This is a genomic window from Colwellia sp., assembly GCF_013214175.1.
Lineage (GTDB): Bacteria > Pseudomonadota > Gammaproteobacteria > Enterobacterales > Alteromonadaceae > Colwellia.
In genome coordinates, this window is sequence record NZ_JABSPA010000003.1 from 13918 (window position 1) to 29147 (window position 15230).

At 39.3% G+C, this 15230-nt stretch carries 7 protein-coding genes; 3 read left to right on the forward strand and 4 right to left on the reverse strand.

Translation table 11 applies throughout. The annotated features are described in order from the left end of the window. Positions 1 to 33: 33 nt before the first annotated feature. Both HRT55_RS08560 and HRT55_RS08565 read right to left on the reverse strand, forming a co-directional pair. The gene (locus HRT55_RS08560; protein ID WP_291620509.1) at positions 34 to 1566 is read right to left on the reverse strand and encodes a tryptophan halogenase family protein; all 1533 of its coding nucleotides are present in this window, start codon (positions 1564 to 1566) and stop codon (positions 34 to 36) included. 105 nt (positions 1567 to 1671) lie between these two features. Beyond that, on the reverse strand, positions 1672 to 4479 hold the full coding sequence (locus HRT55_RS08565; protein ID WP_291620511.1) for a TonB-dependent receptor: 2808 nt from the start codon (positions 4477 to 4479) through the stop codon (positions 1672 to 1674). 294 nt (positions 4480 to 4773) lie between these two features. On the opposite strand from HRT55_RS08565, the gene HRT55_RS08570 reads away from it, so the two are divergent. Further along, positions 4774 to 8730 carry an alpha-1,6-glucosidase domain-containing protein gene (locus tag HRT55_RS08570; RefSeq protein WP_291620513.1) on the forward strand — a complete coding sequence of 1319 codons (3957 nt, stop codon included), beginning with the start codon at positions 4774 to 4776 and terminating at the stop codon, positions 8728 to 8730. A gap of 139 nt (positions 8731 to 8869) precedes the next feature. Here the strand turns inward: HRT55_RS08570 and HRT55_RS08575 are convergent, their stop codons facing one another. Beyond that, entirely contained in the window at positions 8870 to 9805 is a 936-nt protein-coding gene (locus HRT55_RS08575) for a redoxin domain-containing protein (RefSeq protein WP_291620514.1), read from the reverse strand. A 149-nt stretch (positions 9806 to 9954) separates the two neighbouring features. Here HRT55_RS08575 and HRT55_RS08580 point away from each other — a divergent pair, with 149 nt between their 5' ends. After that, positions 9955 to 10926: a LysR family transcriptional regulator gene (locus HRT55_RS08580; RefSeq protein ID WP_291610370.1), complete on the forward strand. Its 972-nt coding sequence runs from the start codon at positions 9955 to 9957 to the stop codon at positions 10924 to 10926. A 117-nt stretch (positions 10927 to 11043) separates the two neighbouring features. Next, a complete protein-coding gene (gene pulA / locus HRT55_RS08585; protein WP_291620516.1) occupies positions 11044 to 13908 on the forward strand; it encodes a pullulanase-type alpha-1,6-glucosidase in 2865 nt (954 codons plus the stop codon). A 111-nt stretch (positions 13909 to 14019) separates the two neighbouring features. Here the strand turns inward: pulA and HRT55_RS08590 are convergent, their stop codons facing one another. Further along, positions 14020 to 14907: a 1-acyl-sn-glycerol-3-phosphate acyltransferase gene (locus tag HRT55_RS08590; RefSeq protein ID WP_291620518.1), complete on the reverse strand. Its 888-nt coding sequence runs from the start codon at positions 14905 to 14907 to the stop codon at positions 14020 to 14022. Between the last annotated feature and the right edge of the window lie 323 nt (positions 14908 to 15230).

Sequence of the window (15230 nt, forward strand, 5' to 3'; positions counted from 1 at the left end):
TTTATGCCTTTATTTTATAATTGTGCACAGCGGTTAAAGTGACTGTAAAAACTCATCATGACTGGGGAGTTTCTCCACCGTACGATTGATAAGTGTCTTTAAGTTTGCCATTAAATCGCTTAGTTGTTCGTCAGATAAAGTGTCAACTAGGGGATGGTGATCCTCAGGAATACTACCTTGACCTATCATCACTTGCTGCCAGGCAATTTCAGTAAACAGATCATCCGGCTGACAAAAGACTTTACCAGTTTTTTTAAATAATTCTATTTTATGAAACAATGATTCAGGTATATCCATGCGCTGACAAGCACGCCAAAACTCACTATCACCTCGGTTGTTAAGCTTGTAATGCAAAATAATAAAATCACGAATACCTTCCAATTCAACTTTAGACTGAGCATTAAACTCATCAACCTCTGCTTGTTTGATACCATTATGAGGAAAGAACTTCATTAATCGTATGGCAGCGGTTTGAATTAAATGAATATTGGTTGATTCAAGGGGCTCAAAGAAGCCACTAGATAAACCAATGGCAATAACATTTTTATGCCATTGCTTGCGACGACGACCGGTTTTAAAAGGGATAATTCTAGGCTCTGCTAGCGGTTTACCGTCAAGGTTATTGAGCAATAATTCTTGCGCTTCTTCATCGCTCATGTATTTACTTGAATACACTAAGCCATTGCCGGTTCTGTGTTGCAGTGGAATGCGCCATTGCCAGCCTACCTTATGTGCGGTTGAACGAGTATAAGGCTCAATAGGCGTAACCTTTTCACAAGGCACCGCAACAGCACGATCACAGGGTAACCAGTGTGAGTAATCTTCATAACCGGTACTAAGGGTTTTTTCGATTAATAAGGCAGCAAGTCCGCTACAGTCGATAAATAAGTCTCCGGAAATACAGGTCCCGTTTTCCAGTAATACACTGTCGATAAAGCCCGAGTCCGTATGCTGATTCACTTTTGTGATAGTGCCTTCAATACGCTTAACACCCATATTTATTGCGTGTTTACCTAAAAACTTAGCGTATAAACCGGCATCAAAATGATAGGCGTGAGCGATACCCGGTAAATTAGTATTGGGAATGTTATTTATCGGGGCAAATTTATGTTGTTTCGCCGCTTGGTAATTGAGTGAGAAATCCCAAAAACTACTGACATTGATGGTGCTATCGGACTTTTTATTTTGCTGATCCTTTAGCCAAAAATGATGGAAATCACAGAAAGGAAACTTTTTACCTATGTTGCCAAAGGCATGCATATAACTATCACCATCTTGCTGCCAGTTATTAAACTCTATGCCTAGCTTAATAGTGCCCATGGTTGCTTTAACAAAGGATTTTTCATCAATGCCAATGGCACGGTTAAAATTAACTATGGGTGGGATAGTCGCTTCGCCAACACCGATAATGCCTATTTTGTCAGATTCAACTAGGGTTATGTTGAGGGTTTTACCTAAGGTTTTTGCCAGTAAAGAAGCTGTCATCCAACCGGCAGTACCACCACCGACAATAACAACATTCTGAACCTTACGTTGTGTATCATTTTGACTATTAGTTTGTTGCATTGCACTTTCCTTAATCTGACGATAAACCTTCATTGATGAAATTCAAAAGCCCTAGTAACACATGTTCACTAGGGCTTTATATAAAGGAGTTACTTAAGAAAACCCTTACATTTTGTAGCTAAAACCTAGTAAGTAAGTGCTACCGTAATCTTGGTAATCACGTACTTGTAGTGCATTATCACCTTGTAAAGAAGTGAATGGCTCTTCAGTTAAGTTATAACCTTGTAGGAAGATAGATAGACCTTCTAAGCTTTCAAAACCGCCTTCGCCAAAATCATAACCTATTTGTGCATCCCAAATAGTTTCGCCAACAATATCAACTTGCACGGTATCGAAACCTAAGCCGTAAACATCACCTTTAAAGGCACCACGTTTACGCATGCTAGCACGAGCTGAGAAACCATTTTTATCATAATAAAAGGTTGCACTGGTAATACTGTCTGATAAACCTGGTAATTGATAGTCATCACCATTTTGATCTTTCATGTCTGATTCAATGCCAGTGTAACTAGCAATAAGTCCAAAACCATCAAGGTGCTCTGACATTACATTAAACGGTATAGTTGCTGAAAGTTCATAACCCCAAAGTGTGCCGCCACCGCCGTTAACTTTACCGGTACCTGTACCTGTGCTTGTTGGTGGTAATTCACCTGTTGATGGGTCGGCAACACCGGTCATATCAACTTCATAGCTACCATCAAAAATCCAGTTTTTCAAATCTTTATGGAAAAGTGCTACCGCGAAATAACCTTCATCACTGAAGTAATTTTCATAAGATAAATCAAGTCCAATGGCTTCTTTAGGTTCAAGTGATGGGTTACCACCATTAACACTCCAGTGATTGCCATTTTCATCTGGTGTTTGGTTGTATGTGGCATTATATGAAGCATTCATTTCATCCAAACGCGCACGAGAAATGGTTTTAGCTGCGCCAAAACGCAAAGTCTGACTATCATCAAGCTGTAATGATAAGTTTAAGCTAGGCAAGAAATTACCATAATCATGGCTAACATTGGTCGGTTCAGTAACGACTAAACCATCAACTGTGTTAAAGGCATTACCTTGTGAAGACTGATCGGTATAGACATAACGGACACCAAAGTTACCGGTAAGTGGTAAACCGGCAATATCAGTAACAAGCTCAGCTTGAACAAACGCCGACATTACTTTTTCATTAACCATCCAAGACTTAGTGGCATGGGTTGGGTTAGTTAGACTTTCTTGTAGTAGGTCATAGTATCCATCGTTAATCAAACCCATGGTATCGTAGGCTATCATGTCGCCCATACCAATAAAGTCTAAGTTAGCTGAGCCTAAACGATACTCTTCAGGTACCGATTGCATGCCTGGGTTATCAGGGTAGCTAAAGCTGCTTAAGGTCATAAAGTAACCTTCAGACTTTTTAGTTTTTTCACGTTCACGATAAGCAACACCGTAAGTAATATCTGAGATAAAGCTTAAATCAACTTCCTGACTCGCAGCAAACTTCAAAGACATTAACTCATCATCAATGCTAGGGGTGTTAATAAAACCATCTTGTAATTGGTTTTCATAGTCAGTACCAGTAACGCCATGTTTATCATTAAGTGCGCCACTCCAGCCCCAGCTTAATGGGCCGCCTAATTGAATTAGATTGTAATCACTATAATCCAGACCATGGCTAAAGGTAGCGCCAGTGTTGCCAGAATCGAAAGTGTAACCTAAGTCATCAGCAGCGCCTCGGCTATCGCCACGGCCAGTACCTGAGTAACTTTCAACACTGTATACATCACGTTCTACTTTAGAGTAACTAACATCTAAGTCTAAGGTCCAGTTATCACTTGCGACCCATGAAGTATTTAAACCAAATGACATTAACTGAGCATCACGTTCTTCGTAGTCATTACGTACTACGACACGTTGACCCTGAGTTATTGCACTGGTGACAAAGCCAGTTGCCGGATCAATTACTGCGGTATCAGCAGAAATGTTGCCTTGACCCCAAGCAAAAGGAATCTCAATGCCGCGTAAAATTTTAGTATCTAAAAAATCAACGTAAAGCGCATCAAAGGTCATTTTTAAGTCGTTAGTTGGCGCAGCTTCAATAACTAACATAACTGAGTCACGTTCTAAGGTAGAAGAGCGAACATATGGCTTAGCACCACCTAAAATAGAGCCTTTTGAACCATCGTCGTATTCAAATTCTGGGTAGCCCCAGGCATTCCAACGTTTCTCTTGGTTTGGTGACGTCATGGTGGTGTAAGCAAAAGCAACACCTAAAGTATCGTCAGCAAATTGGTCCATGTAGAAGAAGGTGCCCTTTAAGCCTGCATCATCGCCATCAGGGTTTAGCTTATCAAAGCTGGTTTTTTCATAAACACCGTTAAATTGAATAACGCGACCATCTTGATTAAGTGGTTTAATTGTTTGTAAATCAATAACACCGGCAATACCTTCACCTTCAAGACTAGCACTTGGTGTTTTATAAACGGTAACGCCGCTCATAATTTCAGAAGGGTATAAGTCAAATTCAACGCCACGGTTATCACCGATAGACACTTGCTCACGACCATTTAAGGTAGTGCCACTTTCATTTTCACCAAAACCTCGAATACTTACCTTACTAGCACGGCCGTCAATACGTTGTGCCGCAAGACCAGGTAAGCGAGCAATGGACTCAGCAATTGAAGAGTCAGGTAGTTTACCAATATCTTCAGCAGAAATTGCTTCAACAACGTTTGATGAATAACGTTTTAAGTTGATTGATTCAACCAGGCTTTTACGAAAGCCGGTAACTTGAATTACTTCTACGTCTTCTTCCGCGATTTTTTCAGCTGATTTAGTTTCTTCTGCAGCAAAACTTGCAGTGCTTAATGCCATTAAGCCACTTGAAAGTAGCGCTAAAGTCAATTTGCTTGGTTTAAAATGTAGCATTGAATATTCTCCCCTAGCCATCCATGATTAATTTTATTAGCTAACTTCCATTTAGCCTAATAATTATATATTAGTGTTTTATGTTGTCGTTATGCTGTCACATGTATTAATTCGTTATTATTTGTGAGCAAGTTTAATATAAAGGGGCAAATTACAGATGAATAGAGGTTGCATACGTATTCAGAGGTCAAGCTTGTCCTCTATACCCGTTGAATACGTATGCAACGACTGTTTTAAAAATAAACAAGTCATTAGGTTAAAAGAGAAACTAAAAAACAATAAAAGGAAATAGTTTTGATTTTAATAAAAAGCTTAAGGAATATTTTAATTGTTACTCTTACTTCAGTAAGTTTACTTGCTTGTGAAGAGGGTGATGAACAGACTGACGAAGTTACACCAATCCCTGTGGTTGATACTTTACCTGAACCTGTAGTTATCGCAGGCGATGACGAGTTAGTTATTTTCTATAACCGCTCTGACGATAATTATGACGACTGGGTATTACATTTGTGGAATGGCGATGGCTGTATTGCGTATGCCGATTTTTCTGATGATGAAGGTACTGTTTGGGATGTAGGTCAAGTAGCAAATGGTGAAGATCCTAACTATGGTGCTTATTGGATACTGCCACTAAAAACTGATCATAACGGATGTGCTAATTTTATTGTGCATAACGGTGATGAAAAAGACATTGGTAGCGATACTAATAACGTAGTCGATCTAACCGGTGAACACACTATTTGGACATTATCAGGTATTAGTGATCTATATACCGAGGCAATACTAGCGCCTGAAGGTACCTTTATCGAAGGTGCTAGCGCACATTGGTTAACCGCATCTACAGTTTTACTGCCAACAGACAATGCCGCCGAAGTGCGTATATACCATGCAGCAGATGCTGACTTAGCCTTTGATTCTGTTTCAGGTATATCAGGTGATAACTTTATTAGCTTTACTTCAAGCACTCTTAGTGAAAGTGAAGCTGCATTGGTGCCTCATATTAAAGATTCATTTGCAGCTTATGCCACGACCGCCGATTTATCATTAATTAAAGCCGCCTTAAAAGGTGAGTTAGTGGCAATAGCGTATTCAGCAGACGACGAGATGTTATCGGCAACGCGAGTGCAAATTGCCAAAGCCCTTGATGATATTTATACCTCAGGTGATAACGACGCCAATGAAGCAACATTTGGTGTTGTTTATACCAAGGGTAACATTACCGCTTCAGTTTGGGCGCCAACAGCGCAAGTTGTTGCCTTACAAGTATTTGATGATGCTAAAACCTTAACCAGTACCGAAACCATGATACTTGATACTGCAACAGGTATATGGTCATTTACGGGTGATAAGGTCTCTTATGATCGTAAGTTCTTCCGTTATCAAGTCAGTGTGTATCACCCAGTTTCACAAAAAATTGAAAACATTTGGTCAACTGACCCCTACTCAGTGAGTTTAGCGACTAATGGTCTGTATTCGCAATTTGTTAACTTAAATGACGATGATTTAAAACCTGTTGATTGGGATAATCATTTATCGCCAACAATTGCAGAAATTGAAGATGCGGTGATTTTAGAAGCGCACATTCGTGATTTTAGTGTCACGGATAGCAGCACAACAGCAGAAAATCGTGGTAAATATTTAGCCTTTACTGAAACGGACTCAAATGCAGTGCAATACCTGAAAAGTTTAGCCGATGCAGGTGTTACTCATTTTCATATGTTGCCTGCTAACGATATCGCTACCATTAAGGAAGGGGTAGGAGAAACGGTTAATATTCATAATACTGTTGCCGAGTTATGTGTTTTAAATGCTAGTGCACCTGTATGTGGTGTGGAAGATAATAGCGCCACCATTCTTTCGGTGTTAGAAAGTTATCAACCAACAAGCAATGACGCTAAAAATTTAGTAGAAGCTATGCGTGAATTCGACAGCTTTAACTGGGGTTATGATCCTCATCATTTTAATGCACCAGAAGGCAGTTATGCTTCAAATGCTGATGGCGTAACTCGTATTAAAGAAATGCGCGAAATGAACAAAGCCTTACACGACTTAGGATTTAGAGTAGTTCTCGATGTGGTTTATAACCATACTTCAGCTTCTGGTTTATGGGACAATTCTGTTTTTGACAAAATGGTGCCGGGTTATTATCACAGGTACAGCGAGGTTTCTGGTGATTTAGAAAAATCTACCTGTTGTGATAATACGGCTACCGAACATGTAATGATGGGTAAATTTGTCGTTGATTCTTTAGTGCAATGGGCCAAGCAGTATAAATTTGATAGCTTCCGTTTTGATATTATGGGGCATATGCCTAAAGCTAACATTTTGGCTGCCCGTGAAGCGGTTAAAGCTATCGACCCTGATAATTACTTTTATGGTGAAGGTTGGAACTGGGGAGAAGTAGTAAGTGGTCGTTTATTTGAAAATGCCATTCAAGAAACAATGGCTGGCTCAGAGGTTGGTACCTTTAATGATCGCCCACGTGATGCAATTCGTGAAGCGGTACTTTCAGTAACATCACCCGACTTAAATAAAATAGACAAAATCCGTCGTGGTTTAGCGGGTACCTTGCAAAACTATCAACTGCAAAATTTTAGAGGTGCTACTAAACTTGGCCGTGATTTTTCAGACGGTAAAGCTTACGCTTTAGATCCTGCCGATATCATTAACTATGTTTCAAAACATGATAATGAAACTTTATGGGATTATTTACAATATAACCTACCAGCAGCAATGCTCAATGATGATCGTGTGCGTGTGCATAACTTATCGGCTAGTATTCCGTTATTAAGCCAAGGCATACCTTTCTTTCAATTAGGTTTAGATAAGATGCGCTCTAAATCCATGGACAGGAATACCTACGATGCAGGTGACTGGTATAACGCCGTTGACTACACCAACCAAAGTAATAATTGGCAGGCTGGTACGCCTATTGATAATAGTAACGATAGTAAGTTAGACGCTATTGCTACCATAAAAAGTAATAGCGAAATTTCTGTTGATAATAGCGATATTGATTTCAGCTCGGCGATATTTGCTGAATTCTTAGCTATACGTAGTGACAGTCCATTATTTAGATTAACTTCAGCAGAAGATATTATTGACCGTGTTGGTTTTCATAATACCGGCTCTAATCAAACCCAAGGTTTAATCGTGATGAGCATCGATGATGGTCTTGGTGCGGGCATCGGCGGCTCTTCTCAACTAAATGATTTGGATGATAACTATGACGCTATTGTTGTGGTAATTAACGGTACTGATGCAGAGCAAAGTCATAACATAATTACCGCCGAGGGTTTTACCCTTCATTCAATACAGCAAACGTCTGTAGATAGTAGTGTCCAAGCAGCAAGTTTTACCGCAGGAGCTGGTGAAGGAACCTTTACAGTACCTGCTTATACCACTGCAGTATTTGTTAAGCCACAAGTTGGCGAGCAAGGAGCAGGGTTAGCCGCGGGTCTTACTCGAGATGCCGAAGATATTGGACCATTTGGTGATACCATTGTGTACTTACGCGGCAGTATGAATAACTGGGGTAACGATGGATTAACTGAGGAAGATAGCTTTATTTATCAAGAAAATGACGTTTACACTCTTAGTGTTAATTTAACTGCGGGCCAGCAAATCTTTAAATTTTCTGATGCTGACTGGGCAAGTGTAACTTTAGGTTTTAATGATGTGAATTTTACCGAAAGTTCAATCATAGTGAATGATGATGGTGGCAATATGGTATTTACTGCCGACAGTGATGGTATTTATAGCTTTACCATTGACGCTTCTGGTGAAACACCTCAAATCACTGTTACTAACATTACCCTAACCGTAGATTGTAGTGCATTAACAGACTCTGCTGATGGTATTCCATTTAGTATTGCTGGCGGCGGTGAACTATATGTCAAAGGTGATCATTCTGGTTGGGGTGCAAATGAGTTATATCGCTTACATTATAAAGGCAATAATCAATATCAAGCAGTAGCAGATTTTGATGGTGCGATGTCATTTAAATTAGCTTCTGATGATGATAGCTGGACCACACAATTGTGGGCACAAGCGAGTGATAGTACTAGTATTAATACTGACGAGCTTAGTGTCGGCATTAATTATAATGTTACTTATGGCGATGCGGGTGAAACAAATAATTCAGCTAATTTACCAGCAGGCAGTTATAGCTTTTTATTAACACTTAATGACGCTAACCCAGCACAGGGCGCGAATGTAGGTAGTTTAATTATTCAGCAATGTCAGCCATAACAATCAAAGCAGAATAACATGCGGGTAAAATAGACCTTGAGCTTGTTTTGAAGGTAATGAGAAAGGCTTGCTGAGTAAATCAGCAAGCTTTTTTTTATTTTAGCTTTGCACCGGAAATCTACGAGTAAATGATTACTGCTTATAGCTTGGATATTTGTTCAGCTAAAGCTTCAGGCTCAGAAAAGTCAGACGTTCTTAATATGACTTGACCATTTTTTACAATGACTAAGCTCGGTAATTCTTTCACGGCATATTGATGAAACATGCCGTTGTTAGCATCAATCGCAATGGCATGTTTTACCTGATACTTCTTAGTGTAATTCGCTAGTTCAGCTGGACCAGTCCAAAGTCTTGAAATTATGCCTTGCCATGCGATATTGTCAAACTGCGGGGTTAAAATATTGACTGAGTTTTGTGCCGCTATGCATTGTTGTGATGAGCTTGGGCGAGAGTCTTTAAAGTACCAATCACACCAAGTAGCCGTAAATAAAAATGCCTGTGTTTTATTGTCATTAACCCCTAACTCCAGTGGCAATGCAGTTTCTGTAATGGCATTATCGGCCAGTAAATCAAGTTGTTTGTCAGTACTTATCAGGGCAATTTTGTTATCAAGCACTGAATCAGCTTTGTGGCCAAGGTGAACTAAGTTCATTTGTTTATCAAACAATAAATGATACGGGGTACCGAGTAATCGAAATGCTTGCGCTAAGTCGCCACTATTATCGATAGCCATAGGCATTGATAAGTTAAACTCTTGCTGCACTTTTTGCACTGCAGCTAAATTATCATTAATGCCTAGATTAATAGCGATAACCGCTAAATTTTCTCCATGTTGCTGGCTAATCTGTTCAAAGTGCGGCATTTGCTCAATACAGGGTTTGCACCAGGTTGCCCAGAACTTTAAATAGACTGGCTTTTTACCTTGATATTGCTCTAAGGTAATCACTTCCCCCGTGGTTAGTGTCATTGGCATGGTTAATAACTGCTTCGATAAGTTGCTGGCTTGCACCAATAAAATAGGACTGATAAATAATGTCAGAGTGAAGGATAAGAGCAATCGTTTTAACATGAGCATAAGGATTCCGTTAGTTATTCGGTTGAAGGTAATTTGTATATTTTTCTGCTTAGCGATTTCAATGAAATTTATTTTACGTCAAATTATTATTACCAGAAGTGCCGATAATGAATTATATTAGTGAATATAATTCATTAATAAGTGGCATTATGGATAAGTTTAAAACCATCGCCTTGTTTATGTCGACTATCGAGACTGGCAGCTTTGCTGCAACAGCCAAAAAACATTCGACAGATCCATCCACGGTAAGTAAAGCAATTAAAAGATTAGAAGAGCAGCTCGGCTTGCAATTGCTCTATCGTTCTACTCGGCAATTAAGTTTGACCTCAGCAGGGCAGAAGTATGCAGATACCGTTGGCTCTCTCTATCAACAATTAGAGTCGTGTGAGCAAGAATTAAAATCAGACAATAATAGTTACAGCGGTGCACTGAAAATTAATTTACCGGTATCGTATGGCCGTATGTATATGCTGCCAATGTTAAGCCGATTTAAACAGGCCTATCCTGAAATCCAGCTAGATGTCAGTTTTAATGATCAATATGTTGATATGATTAGTGATGCAGTCGACGTTTCTATTCGTAGTGGTACTTTAAATGACAGCCGCTTGGTGGCACAAAAACTGTCACCCATGCCTTTTGTTCTCTGCATCAGTAATGAGGGTGTCAGTAGCAATGGAGTAGGTAATAAGTTAGTAACCAGCAGAGATATTGATATTTCGAATAAAGTACTGGCTGCTTTACCTTGGGTATTATTTCGCTTCAAACAAACAGGTAGGACAATGCCGATAAATTTCTCCTATCAAGGTTGCCACATTAATGTTGAACCAAAAAACGTAACCATTGTTGATGATGGTGAAGCCATGGCCCAAATGTGCGCTGAAGGTCTAGGCCTTAGCCTTATGCCTCATTTTACCGCGAAAGCTTTAGTCGTTGCTGGCAAGATGAAGGTTGTGGCACAACTTGATGACTTTCCAAATTCAGGAGTCTTTATTGTTTATCCAAAAAGAAAAGACCTACCCAAACGCACGCAACTATTTATCAAATTTGTTAAAGATTACCTTCAAGAAATGGGCGAATCGCCATCGCATACTTGGCTTGATAGACCGCTAAAACTTGGTTAACAGGATAGAGTATTAGGAAGCAAATATTGAATACGTATGCAAAATTATAAAACTGGTTCTTTTATATGGGCTTAACAAGTAAGTTAGTAACAATAAAAACTTACTAGAATTGTGATCATGAAAAAGCCTTCAATTTCCTTTTTTACTTACGCGACACTTATCGTGTCTTTATACCTAACCGCTTGTAGTGATGGTGTTCAAACGCTAACTTCCGCGCAACTAGTCGCTGAGAAAAATGCTGCTCTTACTAGTGGGTTTGCTAAGCAAGCCAGTGATAGCTCAGTCCATTGGTTAACACCTGAGTTATTGGTTTTACCTAAAAGTACCGAAGAGGTGTTATATCAATTTCTTAATACAGGAAAAGATGAATTTAATGCCATTACGTTATTGGCAGTTGATTTTCCTGAGCACTTAGCAAAGAAATTCCCCCACCTTGCCGATTTTCAAGCTTACAAAGTTGACTTATCCCCAGTAGAAGCCAAAGAATGGTTAAAGCAGCAATTAATGGTTGTTGCCTTTGATAGACGTCAGCAAGCACAAAAGGTTTCTTTTGTGCAAACAGGGCCGGTAATTGACGCACTTTACACTCAGGGTGAAAATGATGCCGACGAAGTAACTGATTTAGGTGCAACGATTACAGAGGAAGGGGTTAGCTTTAAGTTGTGGGCACCAACAGCACAAGCTGTTTCTGTACAGCTTTTTGATGACAACTTACAAGTGATTTCAGGCGGTAAGCTTGCCATGGTAGAAGATACCAATACAGGTATTTGGCAGGTAATATCAGATGACCAAGCGAGTTACGCTTATTATAAATATCAGCTCAGTGTTTATCATCCAGAATCCCAAAAGATAGAAAGCTTATCGGTTACCGACCCGTACTCTTTAAGCTTGTCTGTTAATAGTGACTACTCACAGGTAGTCGATTTGAATGACCCTATCACTCAACCCGAAAACTGGCTGAATCAGCCAATACCGACGGTTAAAAATGTTGAAGATAATGTTTTTTATGAAACCCATATAAGAGACTTTAGTGCTAATGAACAACGTTTAAGTGATCCTGATTTTAAAGGAAAATATAAAGCTTTTAGCGAGCAAAACTCTGACGGCATTCAACATTTAAAAGCATTGCAAGCGGCAGGGCTAAATAATATTCATTTATTACCTACCTTTGACATTGCTACGGTTAACGAAGATGAGTCTAAGCACCTTGATATAGATGATAACCTCGCTAAGGTTTGTACCATTACACCCAATGCCAGTATCTGTCAGCAATCTTACGATGAAAAACAGTCAATTAAGTCGTTATTACAGAGTTTTTCGGTTGCTGGAGAAAAAGCACAGCAATTAGTTAGTCAATTACGCGCATATGACAACTATAACTGGGGTTATGACCCTTTTCATTACACAGTGCCTGAAGGAAGTTATGCTGTTAATGCCCAAGGTGTGCCACGCTTAGTCGAATTTAGAGAAATGGTGCAAAGCCTACATGGTATGGGCTTTCGGGTGATTATGGATGTAGTTTATAACCACACTCATCAAGCAGGCTTAGAAACTAATGCCGTATTAGATAAAATAGTGCCTAATTATTACCATAGATTAGACCCAATAACCGGTGCAATCGAGCAATCGACATGTTGTGATAATACCGCGACAGAGCGTGTAATGATGGCAAAACTAATGACAGACTCTTTAGTCGTTTGGGCGCGTGATTATAAAATTGATGGTTTTCGTTTTGATTTAATGGGGCATCAACCAAAAGATGTCATGTTAGTGGCAAGAGCAGCGGTGCGCCAAGTAGACAGTGATACTTACTTTTACGGCGAGGGTTGGAACTTTGGTGAGGTCGCTAGCAATAGTCAATTTACACAAGCCAGTCAGTTAGAGTTAGGTGGAACGGAGATAGGAACATTTTCTGACCGATTGCGTGATGCCGTTCGTGGTGGTGGTAACAATACCCGAGACTCTCAAGGTGTAGGCAATGGCCTATTAACCTTCCCTAATGACAAAGCCAATGAAAAGAAAAATGAAGAAACAAATCGTGCTGATTATGCGTTAAGAATGGATCAATTACGTATTGGCTTGGCAGGCAATTTAATTAACTTCCCTTTAAGGGAGGTTAATGGCGCAACAGTATTCGGTAAAGATATCCCATATGGTGACCAACCAACAGGTTATGCCTTAGACCCCGCGGATACCATTAACTATGTTTCCAAGCATGATAACCAAACCCTTTGGGATAATAGCCAATATCGCTTAGCGTTTGATGTCTCGACAGATGATAGAGTGAGAATGCATTTACAAAGCTTGTCTTTCACCTTATTCGCCCAAGGCATACCTTTCTTACATATGGGCGCAGAGTTTATGCGCTCTAAGTCTTTCCTTCGTGACAGTTATGATTATGGCGATTGGTTTAATCGTGTTGATTTTTCTAAGCAAGATAACTTTTATAATGTTGGCTTACCACCTGCAGAGAAAGACCAAGCTAACTGGCCACTGATTAAAGAAGTGTTAAAAGGGCATCAAGGCCGTGATCAAGTCAGTGCCAAGCATATACAATTTTCTAGTGAAGTCTTTAAAGAAATGCTAGCGATACGTATGGGTAGTCCATTATTTAGATTAACCAACGAACAGGATATTATTGATAAAGTGAGCTTTCTTAACGCTGCTTCACCTAAAAATGGCGCAAAGCAGGGCAAAGAACAGCAACTAGGTCTGTTAGTAATGAAAATTGATGACAGTGTTGGTGCCGCGGTAGATAGTAACTATCAAAGCTTAATAGTTATCTTTAATACCAGCGATAAAACCCAAACCTTTGATTATGACTTTAGCGATGACTCTAATGCTAGCAGCACTCAGGGGTATCAATTACACCCAATACAGAAAAGTGGCACTGATGAAGTAGTTAAACAAAGTAAAGTAACGGCTAATGGCTTTACTGTACCCGCACTAAGCAGTGTGGTATTTGTTAAACAGAGAGACTAGTAGGTTTTCTATTCTTACCATCATTTAACAAAAAAAGGCTCTGATTATGAATAATCAGAGCCTTTTTGTTTCTTGTGACAAGGTATTGCGATTAAGCGTGAGTGTGCTTAATTATACACTCGGTGATAAATGTAAAAAGCAACCACGTCCGGCAAAGGTTAGTTGGTAGCGAGGCTCGACACCTTTATCAGTATTAATACTTTTTTCTAACAAGCCTTTATCAACTAAAAAATCTAACATGTTAGTTGATAATTCACCTAATTTTGCTTTGGCGGTAATTTCAACTTTAGTGGCAACGCCTTTAAAGGTGTACATAGCTTTGATTATCTTAGCTTCTGCTTCAGATATTTTTGGCATACGACCAGTATATGCAGGGAATTGCATTAACGGGAACTTACCTTGCACACTCTCGTAAGAAGCCTGTATCGCCTTAATATCAGTGTCTTTGTTATCAGTTAATTTAAAGGTATGAAAAACCCCTGTTTCTTTACTTAAATAATCAACTTTCGCTAAAAATATCGGTAAGTCACAACCTTGTGCAACATGGTAAAAGCCGCTTTTCCATTTAGGCACTAGGCCTCGTGTTCCTTCCGGAGTGAATAAGAAAAACACTCGGTTTAATTTTTGGCTGTTGATAAAGTTTTTTATTTGTTCAACTTGGCCAACGCCTTTTGCTGAACGATCAATAGGTATAGCGCCAAGATACATCATCCAAGTACCTAACACTGGCACTCGACATAAGCTGTCTTTTACCGAAAAGTAAATTTTAACATCTTGTAAAATAGCGGCACCAAGGGCGTAAAAGAAATCCCAGTTTGATGTATGAGGCGCAGCAATAGCTACCCCTGCACCTTCTGGCGCTGTTTTAGAAAGTTTCCAACCAGCTATTTTAAACCAAACAGTAAACATAAATTTTAAGAAATATTTAGTAAAAATACCGTCAAAGATGGTTTTTTCGCGAATGGTGAGTGCTTTTTTAGCCATGATAAAGTAATTCAAAGTTACTACTAAGATGGCGCTATTGTAGCAGGTAAGTGGCAAAAAATATTGATGTAGCTAGCTATTTCGTTCGCTTGGCACTTGCTTCTGCTGATAAAAGTAAACACTCGTTTGAAAATAGATAATCATCTTGAGTTGTTTGCTAGGGTTTTACCAATAAAAACGGGGTGTTAGTTTAATGTTTGTAGCTTTAAAAGCTGTTATGTTGTTAGTGCGGTGTTTGAAATAAATAAACTTAATTGATAGTGAAGCTACTTTATTTAAACGGCCCCTTTTTAAAGTTGCTATATATATAGACACTTTTCAGGACTATCGTCATAACT

Coding starts and splice junctions, on each gene's coding strand:
- HRT55_RS08560 (WP_291620509.1), bottom strand. CDS start 1,566: ATGCAACAAACTAATAGTCAAAATGATACACAACGTAAGGTTCAGAAT.
- HRT55_RS08565 (WP_291620511.1), bottom strand. CDS start 4,479: ATGCTACATTTTAAACCAAGCAAATTGACTTTAGCGCTACTTTCAAGT.
- HRT55_RS08575 (WP_291620514.1), bottom strand. CDS start 9,805: ATGCTCATGTTAAAACGATTGCTCTTATCCTTCACTCTGACATTATTT.
- HRT55_RS08580 (WP_291610370.1), top strand. CDS start 9,955: ATGGATAAGTTTAAAACCATCGCCTTGTTTATGTCGACTATCGAGACT.
- pulA (WP_291620516.1), top strand. CDS start 11,044: ATGAAAAAGCCTTCAATTTCCTTTTTTACTTACGCGACACTTATCGTG.